A 16,258-nucleotide genomic window follows, 5' to 3' on the forward strand; every position below is an offset into this window, starting at 1 on the left:
CACCCCGCGCCGCAAGCCGGCCCCTTATTCCTTGTCGGCGCGCGTATCGTTGAAGCGGCCGTAGCTCTGCAGGCGCTCGTAACGGCGGTCCAGCAGTTCCTTCGGCTTGAGATCGCTCACGCCACGCAGTGCATCGCCCAGCGCGCGCTTGAGCAGCGAGGCCATCTGCTTGTAGTTGGTGTGCGCGCCACCCACCGGCTCGCTCACGATCTTGTCCACCAGACCCAGCGCCTTCAGGCGGTGCGCGGTAATGCCCAGCGCCTCGGCAGCATCCTGTGCACGGTCCGCCGTCTTCCACAGGATGGAAGCGCAGCCTTCCGGGCTGATCACGGAGTACACCGCATATTGCAGCATCAGCACCTGATCCGCCACGCTGATCGCCAGCGCGCCGCCGGAGCCACCTTCACCGATGATGGTGGTGATGATCGGCACTTCCAGCTGCGCCATCTCGAAGATGTTGCGGCCGATGGCCTCGCTCTGGCCGCGCTCCTCGGCATCGATGCCGGGATAGGCGCCGGGCGTGTCCACGAAGGTGAACACCGGCAGGCCGAATTTCTCGGCCGTCTTCATCAGGCGCAGCGCCTTGCGATAGCCCTCGGGCTTGCTCATGCCGAAGTTGCGCAGGCCGCGCTCCTTGGTGTCGCGGCCCTTCTGCTGGCCCAGCACCATGCAGGGCGTACCGTTGAAGCGCGCCAGCCCCCCCACGATGGACTGGTCATCGGCAAAGTGGCGGTCGCCATGCATTTCCACGAAGTCGGTGAAGATTTCGCGGATGTAGTCCAGCGTGTAGGGACGGTCGGCATGGCGCGCGATCTTGGTGATCTGCCAGGGCGTCAGGTCGCTGTAGATGTCCTTGGTCAGCTGCTGACTCTTCTTGCTCAGCTGTTCGATTTCTGCCGAAATGTCGACAGCCGATTCGCTCTGCACATAGCGCAGTTCCTCGATCTTGTTTTCGAGTTCGGCGATGGGCTGTTCAAAATCTAGAAAGGTCCGTTTGGCCACGGAAAGACTCCTCGATGATGCCGGCAACAAGCCGGCTGGGCCAGAGAATCTGGTTCGGGTACTTGGGTGCTATTGTAAATTTAGCCAGTGCCTGCATGTGACATGCACTGCATTTCGCTTTACGCAGGTCAATACGCCACCGGCAAGGGACTGAGCGAACGCCACAGATACCAGGTGGCGACGCTGCAATACGGCTGCCAGGCCTGCGCCACTTCGCGCATGTCGCTGCGACTCACCGGCTCGCCGGAAAAATAATTGTGGCTGATGCCCTTGATCAGCCCCGCATCGTCCAGCGGCAGCACGTTCGGCCGCAGCAGGTGGAAGATCAGGAACATCTCCGCCGTCCAGCGGCCGATGCCGCGGATCGCCACCAGCTGCGCGATGATGGCTTCGTCGTCCATAGCGGTCCAGTCGGCTTCATTCAGCTTCTTCTCGCTGAAGTGCAGCGCCAGATCAACCAGGTATTCCACCTTGCGCGCGCTCAGGCCGGCTGCGCGCATGTCGCCAATGCGCAGGCGCAGCACCTGTTCGGCATCCAGTTCGGGAGCCAGCGCGGCAAAGCGATCCCACACGGATTGCGCCGCCTTCACCGAAATCTGCTGCCCCACGATGCTGCGCGCCAGCGTGGTGAAGGCATCGCCGCGTGATTCCAGGCAGGCACTGCCGTGCTGCGGAATCAGGCGCTTCATCACGCGGTCTCGCTTGGCCAGGGTCTTGCAGGCCTCGGCCCAGTACGCGGGCGTGATCAGGGTGCTGCCATCCGCAGCCACCGCCACTGACGCCGGAGCCTCCGCAGGCTCGGAAGCCGTCTGTCTTGCTCGTGCCTGCATTTACTGCGCCATTTCCCAGGTCGTACCGGTGGGCGAATCCTTCAGCACCACGCCCTGCTCCAGCAGGGCCTTGCGGATGCGGTCGGCCTCGGCCCAGTCCTTGGCGGCCTTGGCTGCGGCGCGGGCGTCGATCTGCGCCTGGATGGCATCGGCATCCAGTGCGGAACCAGCCTGCAGAAAGCCTTGCGGATCGTCCTGCAGCAGGCCGATGCAGCCCCCCAGGACACGCAGCAGGCCGGCACGTTCCGGCGATTGCGTGCGGTTGACTTCGCTCGCCAGCTCGAACAGCACGGCCACTGCTTCGGGGGTGCCGAAATCCTCGTCCATTGCCGCCTTGAAGCGTGCGGCAAAGGGATCGTTCCAGTCAATTTGCGCGGGCACTTCCGCCTTGACCAGGCTCAGCGCGGTATACAGGCGCTTGAGCGCGGCACGCGCATCATCCAGATGCGCATTGCTGTAGTTGAGCGGGCTGCGGTAATGGGCGCGCAGGATGAAGAAACGCACCGTCTCGGCATCGTAGTCCTTCAACACCTCGCGGATGGTGAAGAAGTTGCCCAGGCTCTTGGACATCTTCTCGTTGTCCACGCGCACAAAGCCGTTGTGCATCCAGAAACGTACCGGCGCCTTGCCGGTCGCGCCTTCGCTCTGCGCAATCTCGTTCTCGTGGTGAGGAAACTGCAGGTCGGCCCCACCTCCATGGATGTCGAATTGCTCGCCCAGCAGCGCACAGCCCATGGCCGAGCACTCGATATGCCAGCCGGGGCGGCCGATGCCATAGGGGCTGTCCCACTTGGCATCCTCAGGCTCGCTCTCCTTGGCGGATTTCCACAGCACGAAATCGAGCGGATCCTGCTTGCCGTCCTGCACTGCCACACGCTCGCCGGCGCGCAGTTCGTCCACCGACTTGCCGGACAGGCGGCCATAGTTGGCAAACTTGCGCACGGCATAGTTCACATCGCCGTTGTCAGCCTGGTAGGCCAGACCTTTGCCCTGCAGCGTCTCGATCAGCTGCACCATCTGCGGCACATATTCGGTGGCGCGCGGCTCGTGCGTGGGGCGCTCGATGCCGAGCGCGTCGGCATCCTCATGCAGCGCATCAATCATGCGGTCAGTCAGGCCGCGGATGGTCTCGCCATTCTCCAGTGCGCGCTTGATGATCTTGTCGTCGATATCGGTGATGTTGCGCACATAGGTGACGCGGTAGCCGCTCACCTTGAGCCAGCGCTGCACCACATCGAAGGCCACCATGGCGCGGGCATGGCCCAGGTGGCACAGGTCGTACACCGTCATGCCGCACACATACATGCGCACATGACCGGGTTCCAGGGGAGCAAAAGGCTGTACCTCACGCTTGAGCGTGTTGTAGATTTGCAGGGACATTGTTTCAATTGGTTCGTGGAAGCAGGGTCACCGTGATCATGCAGCACAGCACGCCAAGCCGCAACTGCCATGCGGCATACAGACGTGACCCGGAACGCGGCAGGCGGACTGCCGCACAGACATCATGGTACCGTATCCGCGTGGCGGCTTGCCCCTGATCAGGTGCAGCCGGCAACGAACCTGCAATAATCCGCACATTCCGACCTTCGCAAGTCGCGGCGCCAGCCGCCGCCCGTACCGCCCGATGCCCATGCGCCTGCTGTCCCTGCTCCGCCCTGTTTCCTTCCGCTCCAGCGGCTCCCGTACCCCATGGCTGGCCGCCGCGCTGCTGGGCGCCCTGCTGAGTGCGCCGGCTTTCGCCCAGGATGGCCTGGTGGGCGCCGACTACAGGAAAGTGCAGCAGATGATGGGCAGCGGCAATCTGGCCGGTGCCTCGCAGGCCGCCGACAACTACCTGGCCGGCAACCCGCGCGATCCGCAGATGCGTCTGCTCAAGAGCCGCATCCTCACCGCCCAGGGCCAGAAGGACCAGGCCCGCACCGTGCTGATCGGACTGACGCAGGAGTATCCCGAGATCCCCGAGCCCTTCAACAACCTCGCTGTGCTGTACGCAGAAAGTGGCGAGCTGGGCCTGGCACGCGAGGCACTCGAAGCGGCCCTGCGCAGCAACCCCAATTACGCGACCGCGCTCGAGAATCTTGGCGACGTCTACCGCCGCATGGCGCATGACAGCTACAGCCGTGCACTGGCCCTGCAACCGGGCAATGCCGCCCTGCGCGCCAAGCTCAAGTCGGCCGATTCCTGAACCCGGCACCCGCTGCGCTGATGGCAGCACTTACCCTTGTACACACCCCTCGGGGAACTGCAACGGATAATCCGCGTCAACTGCTTGTCCCTTGCCCCTGAAGAAGAGGATTTTCCATGCCCCATACCCGTCGCCAACTGCTTGCCCGTAGCGCACTGATGAGCACGCTGATCGGCGCAAGCCTGACCCTCTCAGCCGGTGCTGCGCTGGCTGCGCCCAAGGCCAGCGCCCCGCAGGTGCGCTTCAGCACCAGCCAGGGCGATTTCGTGATCGAGGTCTATCCGGACAAGGCTCCCAAGACCGTGGCCAACTTCCTGCAGTACGTGCGCAGCAAGCACTACGACGGCACCGTATTCCACCGCGTGATCGACAACTTCATGATCCAGGGTGGCGGCTACGATACCCGCTATGTGGAGAAGGCCACGCGCACGCCGGTGCCGCATGAAGGACGTCAGGCGGCCAAGGCCGGCCTGCGCAACACGGTCGGCACGGTCGCCATGGCACGCACCAACGACCCCAACTCGGCCGCAGCCCAGTTCTTCATCAACGTGAAAGACAACAGCTTCCTCGATCCGGTACAAATTCCCGATGGGGATCCGGTGGCGCGTTTTGACTATCAGGGTCGCACCTACACCAATGTACCGCGTGCCAGCCTGCTGCGCTCCAGCCAGCTCTATGGCTATACCGTCTTCGGCAAGGTCGTGAGCGGCATGGATGTGGTCAACCGCATCCGCAAGGTGCCCACCGGCGGCAATGCCCAGTTCCCGAGTGATGTTCCGAAGCAGGCCGTGGTGATCAATTCGGCCACACAGATAAAATAAGCCATCCCCGCGGGCCGGCCGGCCCGCTTTCTTCATACCGACAACTCCCATAAAGACATGAGCACTGTAGAACTGCACATCGCCAACCATGGCACCATCACCATCGAACTGGACGCTGAAAAAGCGCCCATCACCGTGGCCAACTTCCTGGAATATGTCCGCGCCGGCCACTATGAAGGCACCGTGTTCCACCGCGTGATCCCCGGCTTCATGGTGCAGGGCGGCGGCTTCGCCCCCGGCATGCAGCAAAAGCCCACCGCCAAGGAAATCCAGAACGAAGCCAACAACGGGCTGAAGAACGACAAGTACACCATCGCCATGGCCCGTACCTCCGCTCCGCACTCTGCCAGCGCCCAGTTCTTCATCAACGTGGCCAACAACGACTTCCTGAACCACACCGCTCCCACGCCGCAGGGCTGGGGCTACGCCGTGTTCGGCAAGGTCACTGGCGGCACCGACGTGGTCGACAAGATCGCCAAGGTCGCTACCGGCCGTCGTGGCTTCCACGATGACGTGCCGAAGGACGACGTCGTGATCGAGAAAGCCGTGGCGCTGTAAGCGTCGCGCCAACGCTTTTTTCCGGAGCCACGCAGGGCATCATTGCTTGCGTGGCTTTTTCTTGCTTCGAATGCTGCCCTGATGTCCGACCTGCCCCCACCCACTGCCCCCGAAGCAGCCGTGTCCCATGTGCTCGCCCCTACCGCCTGGCGCTGCGCCGATTTTGTCTCGGACCTGCACCTGCAGCAGGACGACGCCACCTGGCGCGCGTTTGCCCGCTACCTGGAGCAGACACCCGCCGATGCCGTGTTCCTGCTCGGAGACATCTTCGAAGTGTGGGTCGGCGATGACATCACGGGGGCTGCCGGTCACGATTTCGAGCGCGACGTGGCGCGCACTCTTCGCGCAGCCAGTGAGCGCCGGGCCCTCTACTTCATGCACGGCAACCGCGACTTTCTCGTCGGTGCGGCATTCTGCGCCGAAGCCGGCATGACCCTGCTGCACGACCCCTGCGTGCTGGAATGGCCGCTGGCGGCAGGCAGCTCGGAACGCATCCTGCTCAGCCATGGGGATGCGCTGTGCATCGACGACGTGCAGTACATGAAGTTCCGCGCCCAGGTGCGGCAACCCGCCTGGCAGCAGGCCTTGCTGCAGCAGCCGCTGGAGCAGCGCCTTGCGCTGGCGCGCCAGCTGCGCGCACAAAGCGAATCACGCAAGAACGAGCTGGGGGTGGAAGGCTATGCCGATGTGGACGCCCCCCTCGCCTGCCGCTGGCTGCAGGAGCGTGGCTGCCACACGCTGGTGCACGGCCACACGCACAAGCCGGCCGAGCATGTGCTGGACGGTACGCAAACCCCTGCCCTGCGCCGTCTGGTACTGAGCGACTGGGAAGCCGCGCGCCTGCCCGCGCGGGGCGATGTGCTGCGCTGGTGTCCGGAATCGGCACAGCCCTGGGAACGGCTGCAGATGGCAGCGCCCAACGCCTGAGCAGTTCCCAGACGCAAGAAAGCCACCCGAGGGTGGCTTTCCTGTTGCTGGCCATGGCACAAGGCCATGGCAGATATCCAATTACTTGGAAGCAGCGTCCACAGCAGCGGAAGCAGCGTCAGCAGCGGCGGTAGCAGCAGCGGAAGCAGCGTCACCAGCAGCAGCAGCGGCTTCGGAAGCAGCGCCAGCAGCAGCGGAAGCAGCGTTGTCAACGGTGGTAGCAGCAGCGGAAGCAGCGTCAGCAGCAGCGGAGGAAGCGTCAGCAGCAGCGGAAGCAGCCACGTCAGCAGCGGAAGCGGCTTGCACAGCAGCTTCTTCTTTCTTGCCGCAAGCGACCAGAGCAGCAGCAGCGATCACGGAAGCGATGACGAGAGACTTGTTCATTGGATATCCTTGTATGTCAGGTGAATAAAAACAATTTCCGGAAATTGTTCTTACCGTTTCGGCAAAAACTGAGGCAGAACACCCGAGCTCTGCCTCCGTCGCCAATTATAGGGAAATTACCGAGATTCCTGACGCTAGCTGACGAGTTTCCTGACAAAAACGTCAACTTCGTTGTATGAAGGTGACAGCAAAGCGTCAGCCTACTGTCCGTCCAGCAGCCAGCCGGCATCCACCCAGGACAGCATCAGTTCGCGCGCCGCCTCGCTCGCACGCGCAACTGCCTTGGCATCCAGCGCGCGATCGTCTGCCAGTTGGCGCATCAGGCGGGCATCCTTGCCGGCTGCGCGGTAGCTCTCGCCGTTGATGAAGATGTGATGGGTGTCGTACAGCATGCGGGTGCGGCGGTCCAGGCGCACGCCGCCAGTCTGCAACTCGGTGGGCTCCAGTTCGGGCGCGTCGAACCAGACATTGGCCTTGGGCTCGGTCAGATACTCACCCAGCGCGCAGGCGATGTTGTCGGCATCGAGCAAGGCGGCCTGCACCGCGCCGAAGGCAAACTGCTGCATGGCATCGGGAATTTCCGCACCCTGCGCCACGGCCGGCTGGCCGGCGTCCTTGTACAGGCTCTCGCCCAGGGCGTCAGCCGCCGGTTCGGCCATGCGCAGCAGCAGCTCGCGCGCCAGATCGCCCTTCTGCGGCACACGGAAGCCGATGGAATAGGTCATGCACTCGCCGACGGCCACGCCATCATGTGCCCAGCCGGGCGGCAGGTAGAGCATGTCGCCGGGATTCAGCACGAACTCCTCTTCCGGCTGGAAGTCGGCCAGGATGCGCACAGGCATGTCGGGCAGCAATGTGCGGTCCTTCTGGCGGCCGATGCGCCAGCGGCGCTGGCCGTGCGCCTGCAGCAGGAACACGTCGTAGCTGTCGAAGTGCGGGCCGACGCCGCCGCCATCGCTGGCATAGCTGATCATCACGTCGTCCAGACGCGCATCGGGAATGAAGCGGAACTGCTGCATCAGCGCATGCACGCGCTCGTCGTGCAGGTCCACGCCCTGCACCAGCAGCGTCCACTGGGCCTGCTTCCAGGCCGGCAACTTGCTCTTGGGGAAAGGCCCCTTTGCAAAGGTCCAACCCTTGGCCGTACCGGAAGTGATGAGGCGGGATTCCACATCCTCGCGTTCGGCCAGCGCGGCCAGCTCGCGGCGATCCAGGAAGGGCTGGAAGCCGGGGATGGCCTGGCGCACCAGCAGCGGCTTGCGCTGCCAGTGGCGGCGCATGAATTGGTCGGGCGACAAATTGCCGAGCAGGGGGAGTGCTTGATCGGTGTTCATGGGACAATTGTGCAATGGAAAATTCATCCGACAAGACTCTGGTGACCGATCAATCGGTTGTGGCACTGACCTGGATCATGAAAGACATGCAGGGCGAGGTGCTGGACGAACTGCAGGAGCCGGTCGAATTTCTGGTGGGCGGCGACGACCTGCTGGAAGCCATCGACGAGGCGCTGCTGGAGCACAAGGTGGGCGACAACCTGGAACTGCATCTGGAGCCGCATCACGCCTTTGGCGACTACGACGAGGAGAAGGTGTATCTCGAAGCGCGCAAGTGGTTTCCGGCCGAACTGGAAGAAGGCATGGCCTTCGACGGCCACGCCCTGCCCGCGGGCTGCAATGCCGACATCCCGAAGGACGCGCTGTACATCGTGACCGACATCTACCCCGACCATGTGGTGCTGGACGGCAACCATCCGCTGGCGGGTATCGGGCTGGAATTGCGCATCAAGATCCACAGCGTGCGCGAAGCCACGGTGGATGAAGTGGGCCGTGGCTCAGCGGGGACCGGCTTCTTCAAGCTGGAATCGGGCAGCACGCTGATGCCGGGCAACGATACGCTGCACTGAGTTGCAGGCAGATGCATGAAGAATGGCGACCGGTCGGGTCGCCATTTTTGTTGCGGATTCAAATGCGCCCCATTCCGGGGCACGCGCCGGTCAGGAACGATAGTCTGCGTTGATGCTCACGTAGTCGTGGCTCAGGTCGCAGGTCCAGACGGTGTCGCTGGCCTCACCACGACCCAAATCCACGCGCACAGTGATCTCGGCCTGCTTCATCACGCGCTGGCCCTGCTCTTCCTGGTAGGCGGGGTTGCGGCCGCCCTGGGTGACCACATGCACGTCGTCCAGATACAGCTCGATCCTGCCCTGATCCAGATCGTCGATGCCGGCGTAGCCCACAGCCGCCAGAATGCGGCCCAGGTTCGGGTCGCTGGCGAAGAAGGCGGTCTTGACCAGCGGAGAGTGCGCGATGGCGTAGGCCGCCAGTCGGCACTCTTCCTGCGTCTTGCCGCCATCCACGCGCACGGTGATGAACTTGGTGGCACCCTCGCCGTCGCGCACGATGGCCTGGGCCAGCTGGCGGGACACCACCAGCATGGCGGCCTTGAGCGCTTGCCCGGGCACGCTGTCCAGGCTGGTGATTTCTTCGTGGTCGGCCTTGTTGGTGGCAATCACGACAAAGGAGTCGTTGGTGGAAGTGTCGCCGTCGATGGTGATGCGGTTGAAGGAGCCATCGGCCAGCTCACGTGCCAGTTGCGCCATCACGCCCTGGCTCACGCGCGCGTCGGTCGCCAGAAAGCCCAGCATGGTGGCCATGTTCGGACGGATCATGCCGGCGCCTTTGCTGATGCCGGTCACGGTGATGCTGGCGCCATCCACTTCGGCCTGCAGGCTGTAGGCCTTGGGCACGGTGTCGGTGGTCATGATGCCTTCGGCGGCCTGCGCCCAGTTGTCGGGCTGAGCGTTGGCAATGGCAGCGGGCAGGCCGGCAACGATGCGGTCGACCGGCAGGTTTTCCATGATCACGCCGGTGGAAAACGGCAGGATTTGCTGCGGCTGCACGCCCAGCTCTTTCGCCAGCGCAGCACAGGTGTCGCGCGCGGCCTGCAGGCCGGGGGCACCAGTGCCGGCGTTGGCATTGCCGGTGTTGATCACCATGGCGCGAATCGCGGCCTGGCCGCCTTCCAGATGCTCGCGGCAGACCTGCACCGGAGCCGCGCAGTAGCGGTTGCGCGTGAAAACGGCGCCGACCGAAGCGCCCTCGTCCAGCAGCAGCACGCTCAGATCCTTGCGGTTGGCCTTGCGCACGCCGGCTTCGGTCACGCCCAGACGCAGGCCCTGGACGGGATGCAGGTCTTCGGCACGGGGGGCAGTCAGATTCACGGGCATGGACAAATCTCCGGGAGACAAATCATTGGTGAGGTTGCGGGGTCGCAATTTTTCAATTGTGCCGCCAAAAAGGCAGAAAACAGGCGCTGGGCCTGTTTTTGCGTTCCCCTGTACGAGGAGAAATCTTGTCGAGCAAGCATCCGGGCAGCTGTCGATGCGAGTTGACACACCGCCACCTGCGCCAGCCGGCCTCATGGCTCGTGCGCTGCCCCGCCCTCAGGCTCAGCGCAAGAAGGAGCGCTCATCAGCTCAGCTTGCCATGGCACTGCTTGTACTTCTTGCCGCTGCCGCAGGGGCAGGGATCGTTGCGGCCGACGCCGACGAAGGCTTCGGCCGGCATGTCGGCCACCGCACCGGCTGCCAGTGCCGCACCGGCAGCAGCCGGGGTGCTTTGCGGTTCGCCGGTTTCGCTGGGCGAGGTGTAGGTGATGTTGATGTAGCCACCGCCATCGCTGGGCAGCGCGGCTTCGGTGGCCTCGTCCAGCTGCTGGGGCGACTCGATGCGCACGTTCATCAGGATGCGGGTCACGTCGTTCTTGATGGCGTCCAGCATCTGGCCGAACAGCTCGAAGGCCTCGCGTTTGTATTCCTGCTTGGGCTGCTTCTGGGCGTAGCCGCGCAGGTGGATGCCCTGACGCAGGTGGTCCAGCGCGCTCAGGTGTTCACGCCAGTGCGTGTCCATGCTCTGCAGCAGCACCGCACGCTCGAAGTTGACGAAGTGCTCCTCGCCCACCATGTCGAACTTGGCCTTGAAGGCCGCATCGGTTTCCTGCAGCACCTTCTCGACGATCTCTTCGTCGGTGATGCTGTTGGAGGCCTCGACCATGCCGCGCAGGTTGATGTCCAGGCCCCAGTCGTCCGCCAGCGCCTTTTCCAGGCCGGCCAGATCCCACTGTTCTTCCATGCTCTGCTGCGGCACGAAGCTGTGCACCAGATCGGTGAAGCTGCTCTGGCGCAGGCCGTCGATCTGCTCCTGCAGGCCGATGGATTCCAGCACCTCGTTGCGCTGGCGGTAGATCACCTTGCGCTGCTCGTTGGACACGTCATCGTATTCCAGCAGCTGCTTGCGGATGTCGAAGTTGCGCGCCTCGACCTTGCGCTGGGCACTTTCGATGGAGCGCGTGACCATGCCGGCCTCGATCGCTTCGCCCTCGGGCATCTTCAGGCGATCCATGATGGCGCGCACGCGGTCACCCGCGAAAATGCGCATCAGCTGGTCGTCCAGGCTCAGGTAGAAACGGGAGGAGCCCGGGTCGCCCTGGCGGCCGGAACGGCCACGCAGCTGGTTGTCGATGCGGCGCGATTCGTGGCGCTCGGTGGCGATGATGCGCAGGCCGCCCAGTTCCTTGACCTTCTCATGGTCGCCCTGCCAGTTGGCGCGCAGGTCCTCGATGCGCTGCTGCTTGGCGGCATCATCCAGACTGGCGTCGGCCTCGACCGCGGCAATCATCTTCTCCAGGCTGCCGCCCAGCACGATGTCGGTACCGCGGCCGGCCATGTTGGTGGCGATGGTGATCATGTGCGGGCGACCGGCCTGCACCACGATCTCGGCTTCGCGCTCGTGCTGCTTGGCGTTGAGCACCTGGTGCGGCAGGCCGGCTTCCTTCAGCAGGCCGGAGATGATCTCGGAGTTCTCGATCGAGGTGGTCCCCACCAGCACCGGCTGACCGCGCTCGTAGCACTCGCGGATGTCGTCGATGGCGGCCTTGTATTTCTCGGGTGTGGTCTTGTAGACGCGGTCGAGCTGGTCGGTGCGCTGGCTCGGACGGTTGGGCGGAATCACCACGGTTTCGAGACCGTAGATTTCCTGGAATTCGTAGGCTTCGGTGTCGGCCGTACCGGTCATGCCGGACAGCTTGGTGTACAGGCGGAAGTAGTTCTGGAAGGTGATGGAGGCCAGCGTCTGGTTCTCGGCCTGGATCGGCACGCCCTCTTTCGCCTCGACGGCCTGGTGCAGGCCATCGCTCCAGCGGCGGCCTGCCATCAGGCGGCCGGTGAATTCATCGACGATGACGATCTCGGGACCGTTTTCGCCCTGCTGCACCACGTAATGCTGGTCGCGGTGGTACAGGTGGTTGGCACGCAGCGCGGCGTACAGGTGGTGCATCAGGCTGATGTTGGCCGGATCGTACAGCGAGCTGCCTTCGGCCAGCAGGCCCAGTTTGGCCAGCACTTCCTCGGCGTGCTCATGGCCCTGCTCGGTCAGGTAGACCTGATGGGCTTTTTCGTCCACGGTGAAATCGCCGGGGGTGATCACGCCTTCGCCGGTGACCAGGTTCTCTTCGCCTTCCTGGCGGGTCAGATAGGGCACCACCTTGTTCATGGCAAGGTAGGTCTCGGTCTGGTCTTCGGCCTGGCCGCTGATGATCAGCGGCGTGCGCGCCTCGTCGATCAGGATGGAGTCCACCTCGTCGACGATGGCGTAGTTGAGCGGGCGCTGCACGCGCTCGGCCAGCTCGTACACCATGTTGTCGCGCAGGTAGTCGAAGCCGAATTCGTTGTTGGTGCCGTAGGTGATGTCGGCCGCGTAGGCTTCCTGCTTGAGATTGCGCGGCATCTGCGGCAGGTTCACGCCCACCGTCAGGCCCAGGAAGTTGTACAGGCGACCCATCCACTGCGCATCGCGGTTGGCCAGGTAGTCGTTCACGGTCACCACATGCACGCCGTTGCCAGACAGGGCATTGAGGTACACCGGCAGCGTGGCGGTCAGGGTCTTGCCTTCGCCGGTGCGCATTTCGGCGATCTTGCCTTCATGCAGCGCCAGGCCCCCGATCATCTGCACGTCGAAGTGGCGCATCTTCATGATGCGCTTGGAGGCTTCGCGCACCAGGGCAAAGGCCTCGGGCAGGATGGCGTCCAGCGTTTCGCCCTTGGCGACGCGCTCGCGGAATTCCGCTGTCTTGGCAGGGATCTGCTCATCGGACAGTTGTTCGAAGTCCTTCTCGAGCGCATTGATGCGTGCGACCGTCTTGCGGTACTTGCCCAGCAGGCGATCGTTGCGGCTGCCGAAGATTTTGGTCAGGATGGTGGCCATGCATTCACACTGCCGCCCGGGGTGCTGCCGCCGGGGCGGAAGCTGCAGGACGGGCAGTGTCCTTGTAGTTTGTTGGGTGTTGAGGCGGATTCCGGTTCAACAGATAGGGGCGGTGCGGACAATCTCAACTGCACGATGCTGCACCGCGTCAACCAGGAATCGGCAATCAATCATTCTACTATCCGGCTTGGTTACAGATGCAGCAATGCCGCGTCGCAATCGATTGCATCTGTGCGCAAATGTGAAAAGCGGCCGCCCTGCCCCGTGCGCACCGATAATGGCGCCATGCAACGCAGACATCAAGCCATCCGCCTGGAACAGGCCGCACAGGAAGCCCCGGTGCTGGGCACCCTGATGCAGCGGCTGCGCCACGCACAGGACTGCGGGCGCTGCATCACGCCGCTGATTCCACCCATGCTGCGCGCGCACATCACCTTTGGCGTGGTGGAGGATGGCGAGTGGTGTCTGATCGTGTCGGGCAATGCGGTGGCGGCCAAGGCACGGCAATTGCTGCCGATCTGGCTCAAGCAGCTGAAGACGCAGGGGTTTGAGGTGCAGCATATCCGGCTGCGGATGAAGGGCAGCTTGCAGACCTGAGGGCGCGCCCTGCGGCTGGTGCGGAAACAGGGATGCCTGGCCAGAGCCAGGAGCCCGAAGCCCGAAGCCCGAAGCCCGAAGCCCGAAGCCCGAAGCCCGAAGCCCGAAGCATTGGACACCCGCTGCGCGCGACGTGCTATTCACAGCGCTCTAGTAGAGGAACTCGTCCGTAATCACCTGCCCCAGCTCGTGGATGCGCTCAAGGAAGCGCGTGAGGTAGTTGTGCAGGCCGGTTTCCAGGATGTCGTGGATTTCCCCGTATTGCAGTTCGGACTGGATGCGGCCGGCCAGACGGCGTGACGGGCTGCTGAGCGTTCTGGCGCCAATGCGGTCGAGGTTGGTCAGCACTTCGTCCATGCTGGCGAGCAGCGAGCGCGGCATGTCGGGGCGCAGCATCAGCAGTTCGGCCACGCGGTCGGGACGGATCACGTCGCGGTACACCTTGCGATAGACCTCGAAGGCCGACACGCTGCGCAGGATGGCGCTCCAGTGGTAGAAATCCAGTTCCTCCTGGTCCACCAGATCACTGACGTGGAATTCGTTGTCGCGGGCGTGGAATTTCACGTCCAGCAGGCGCGCGGTGTTGTCGGCGCGTTCCAGAAAGGTGCCCAGGCGCAGGAACCAGAGCGACTGGTCCATCAGCATGGTGCCCAGCATCACGCCGCGTGCCAGGTGCGAGCGATCTTTCACCCACTCGAAGAAACGGCTGGGGTCATCCTCCAGGATGTCGGTTTGCAGCAGGGCTTGCGCCTCGATCCAGGTCTGGTTGTAGGTTTCCCAGACTTCGGTGGTGAGCTGGCCACGCACAGCGCGGGCATTCTCGCGCGAGGCCTGGATGCAGGCGATGATGGAGGACGGATTGTCGGCATCGGCGGCCATGAACTGGATGATGTGCCCGGGCCGGATATCGTCATGCTGACGACGGTAGGCAGGCAGCAACTCGCAGATGGACAGCAGGCCTTCCCAGCCCTGCTCGGCCTGGGCGGCAGAGATCGGCAGCATGCCGGTCTGGCAGTTCACATCCAGCATGCGGGCGGTGTTTTCGGCGCGCTCGATATAGCGGGCCATCCACAACAGGTGATCGGCGGTGCGTGACAGCATGGTTTCCCTTTCTTGTTGTGTTCTCAGAGCACCCAGGTGTCCTTGGTGCCGCCGCCCTGCGAGGAGTTGACGACCAGCGAGCCCTCCTTGAGCGCCACGCGCGTCAGGCCGCCAGCCACCATCTGCACCTCCTTGCCGCAGAGCACAAAGGGGCGCAGGTCGATATGACGCGGAGCCACGCCGCTGTCAACAAAGGTCGGGCAGGTGGACAGGCTCAGCGTGGGCTGGGCAATGTAGCGATCAGGGTGCTGCTGCAGCACGGCGCGGAATTCCTCGATCTCTGCCTTGCTGGCAGTCGGGCCGATCAGCATGCCGTAGCCCCCGGCGCCATGCACTTCCTTGACCACCAGTTCGTCGAGATGGTCCAGTACATAGCGCAGATCGTCCTGCTTGCGGCAGAGCCAGGTAGGCACATTGGCCAACAGCGGCTTTTCGCCGAGGTAGAACTCGATCATCTGCGGCACGTAGGGGTAGATGGACTTGTCATCGGCAATGCCGGTGCCGATGGCGTTGCAGATGGCGACATGGCCGGCGCGGTAGACATCCATCAGGCCGGCGCAACCCAGCGTGGAATCCTTGCGGAACACACGGGGATCGAGAAAGTCATCGTCGATGCGGCGGTAGATCACGTCCACGCGCTGCGGGCCTTCGGTGGTGCGCATGTAGCAGAAGCCATCCCTGACGAACAGGTCCTGCCCCTCCACCAGCTCCACGCCCATCTGCTGCGCGAGGAAGGCGTGCTCGAAATAGGCACTGTTGTACATGCCGGGCGTCAGCACCACCACGACCGGATCGGACACTGCCGCCGGGGCGCTGTCGCGCAGGGTTTCGAGCAGCAAATCGGCATAGTGCGCGACCGGGGCCACCTTGTGTGACTGGAACAGCTCAGGGCACAGGCGCATCATCATCTTGCGGTTTTCCAGCATGTAGCTCACACCGCTGGGCACGCGCAGGTTGTCTTCCAGCACGAAGTACTGGCCCTCTTCCTCGCCATGGGTGGCGCGCACCACGTCGATGCCGCTGATGTGGGAGTACACCCCGTTGGGCACAGTCACGCCGATCATCTGCTTGCGGTACTGGACGTTGCCAAGCACCTGCTCGGACGGAATGATGCCGGCCTTGAGAATCGCTTGGTCGTGGTAGATATCGTGCAGGAAGCGGTTGAGCGCCGTGACGCGCTGGGCCAGGCCGGCCTGCAGGCGATCCCACTCGGCAACGGGAATCACGCGGGGCAACAGGTCGAAGGGGATCAGGCGTTCGTTGCCGCTGCCATCCTCGTCCTTGTCGCCATACACGGCAAAGGTGATGCCGACGCGGCGGAAGATCAGTTCTGCCTCTTCGCGCAGGTGCTGCAGGGCCTGCGGGGTCTGTTGCTGCAGCCACTCTTCGTACGCGGCATAGTGCGGGCGCACTGCCGCCTGCGCGTAGGGTACGGTGCGGTACATCTCGTCAAAGGCAGGCATGCACGATCTCCCTGAAAACCTGTTTTTCTTCCTGACAGCATAGCAAGCGCTGCGGGGTTTCGGTGTCGGATTGCATGCCGTAATGCGTGCCGGAATTGGCGAAATGGCGGAGAAGTTGGGGAGGAGTATG

15 protein-coding genes are annotated in these 16,258 nt (G+C 63.7%); 6 read left to right on the forward strand and 9 right to left on the reverse strand.

Features of this window, described 5'->3' with window-relative positions; all coding sequences use genetic code 11:
* Positions 1–24: 24 nt before the first annotated feature.
* The 3 genes from BMW28_RS09600 to cysS all read right to left on the reverse strand — a co-directional run bounded on the left by BMW28_RS09600 (position 25) and on the right by cysS (position 3,212).
* Positions 25–1,002, reverse strand: a complete 978-nt coding sequence (locus tag BMW28_RS09600; RefSeq protein WP_091817155.1) for an acetyl-CoA carboxylase carboxyltransferase subunit alpha — start codon at positions 1,000–1,002, stop codon at positions 25–27.
* 128 nt (positions 1,003–1,130) lie between these two features.
* Positions 1,131–1,832, reverse strand: a complete 702-nt coding sequence (locus BMW28_RS09605; protein ID WP_091817158.1) for a DNA-3-methyladenine glycosylase family protein — start codon at positions 1,830–1,832, stop codon at positions 1,131–1,133.
* The gene (cysS, locus tag BMW28_RS09610) at positions 1,833–3,212 is read right to left on the reverse strand and encodes a cysteine--tRNA ligase (RefSeq protein WP_091817161.1); all 1,380 of its coding nucleotides are present in this window, start codon (positions 3,210–3,212) and stop codon (positions 1,833–1,835) included.
* Positions 3,213–3,462: 250 nt separating this feature from the next.
* Between cysS and BMW28_RS09615 the strand changes: the two genes are divergently transcribed.
* The 4 genes from BMW28_RS09615 (at position 3,463) to BMW28_RS09630 (ending at position 6,323) form a co-directional block, all read left to right on the forward strand.
* Positions 3,463–4,017: a tetratricopeptide repeat protein gene (locus BMW28_RS09615; protein ID WP_091817164.1), complete on the forward strand. Its 555-nt coding sequence runs from the start codon at positions 3,463–3,465 to the stop codon at positions 4,015–4,017.
* A 116-nt stretch (positions 4,018–4,133) separates the two neighbouring features.
* Positions 4,134–4,838, forward strand: coding sequence for a peptidylprolyl isomerase (locus tag BMW28_RS09620; protein ID WP_234970107.1), 705 nt, complete (start codon positions 4,134–4,136; stop codon positions 4,836–4,838).
* A 57-nt stretch (positions 4,839–4,895) separates the two neighbouring features.
* The gene (locus tag BMW28_RS09625) at positions 4,896–5,396 is read left to right on the forward strand and encodes a peptidylprolyl isomerase (protein WP_091817170.1); all 501 of its coding nucleotides are present in this window, start codon (positions 4,896–4,898) and stop codon (positions 5,394–5,396) included.
* Between the two features lie 81 nt (positions 5,397–5,477).
* The gene (locus tag BMW28_RS09630) at positions 5,478–6,323 is read left to right on the forward strand and encodes a UDP-2,3-diacylglucosamine diphosphatase (protein ID WP_091817173.1); all 846 of its coding nucleotides are present in this window, start codon (positions 5,478–5,480) and stop codon (positions 6,321–6,323) included.
* Between the two features lie 81 nt (positions 6,324–6,404).
* On the opposite strand, the gene BMW28_RS09635 is transcribed toward BMW28_RS09630, so the two are convergent.
* Entirely contained in the window at positions 6,405–6,707 is a 303-nt protein-coding gene (locus BMW28_RS09635) for a hypothetical protein (protein ID WP_091817176.1), read from the reverse strand.
* Between the two features lie 200 nt (positions 6,708–6,907).
* The gene (locus tag BMW28_RS09640; RefSeq protein ID WP_091817178.1) at positions 6,908–8,041 is read right to left on the reverse strand and encodes a JmjC domain-containing protein; all 1,134 of its coding nucleotides are present in this window, start codon (positions 8,039–8,041) and stop codon (positions 6,908–6,910) included.
* Between the two features lie 14 nt (positions 8,042–8,055).
* On the opposite strand from BMW28_RS09640, the gene BMW28_RS09645 reads away from it, so the two are divergent.
* Complete coding sequence (locus tag BMW28_RS09645) at positions 8,056–8,610, forward strand: FKBP-type peptidyl-prolyl cis-trans isomerase (protein ID WP_091817181.1); 555 nt, start codon at positions 8,056–8,058, stop codon at positions 8,608–8,610.
* 90 nt (positions 8,611–8,700) lie between these two features.
* Here the strand turns inward: BMW28_RS09645 and argJ are convergent, their stop codons facing one another.
* Together argJ and secA are read right to left on the reverse strand one after the other, a co-directional pair.
* Positions 8,701–9,933 carry a bifunctional glutamate N-acetyltransferase/amino-acid acetyltransferase ArgJ gene (gene argJ / locus BMW28_RS09650; protein ID WP_091817183.1) on the reverse strand — a complete coding sequence of 411 codons (1,233 nt, stop codon included), beginning with the start codon at positions 9,931–9,933 and terminating at the stop codon, positions 8,701–8,703.
* 244 nt (positions 9,934–10,177) lie between these two features.
* Positions 10,178–12,967: a preprotein translocase subunit SecA gene (secA, locus tag BMW28_RS09655; RefSeq protein WP_091817186.1), complete on the reverse strand. Its 2,790-nt coding sequence runs from the start codon at positions 12,965–12,967 to the stop codon at positions 10,178–10,180.
* A 285-nt stretch (positions 12,968–13,252) separates the two neighbouring features.
* Here secA and BMW28_RS12925 point away from each other — a divergent pair, with 285 nt between their 5' ends.
* The gene (locus BMW28_RS12925) at positions 13,253–13,564 is read left to right on the forward strand and encodes a hypothetical protein (protein WP_091817188.1); all 312 of its coding nucleotides are present in this window, start codon (positions 13,253–13,255) and stop codon (positions 13,562–13,564) included.
* 150 nt (positions 13,565–13,714) lie between these two features.
* On the opposite strand, the gene BMW28_RS09665 is transcribed toward BMW28_RS12925, so the two are convergent.
* Positions 13,715–14,665, reverse strand: a complete 951-nt coding sequence (locus BMW28_RS09665) for an alpha-E domain-containing protein (protein WP_091817190.1) — start codon at positions 14,663–14,665, stop codon at positions 13,715–13,717.
* Positions 14,666–14,688: 23 nt separating this feature from the next.
* The gene (locus BMW28_RS09670; RefSeq protein ID WP_091817193.1) at positions 14,689–16,128 is read right to left on the reverse strand and encodes a circularly permuted type 2 ATP-grasp protein; all 1,440 of its coding nucleotides are present in this window, start codon (positions 16,126–16,128) and stop codon (positions 14,689–14,691) included.
* Positions 16,129–16,258: the final 130 nt, after the last annotated feature.

The sequence above is a fragment of the Allobrachymonas denitrificans DSM 15123 genome (assembly GCF_900110225.1).
GTDB classification, from domain to species: Bacteria; Pseudomonadota; Gammaproteobacteria; order Burkholderiales; family Burkholderiaceae_C; genus Brachymonas; species Brachymonas denitrificans.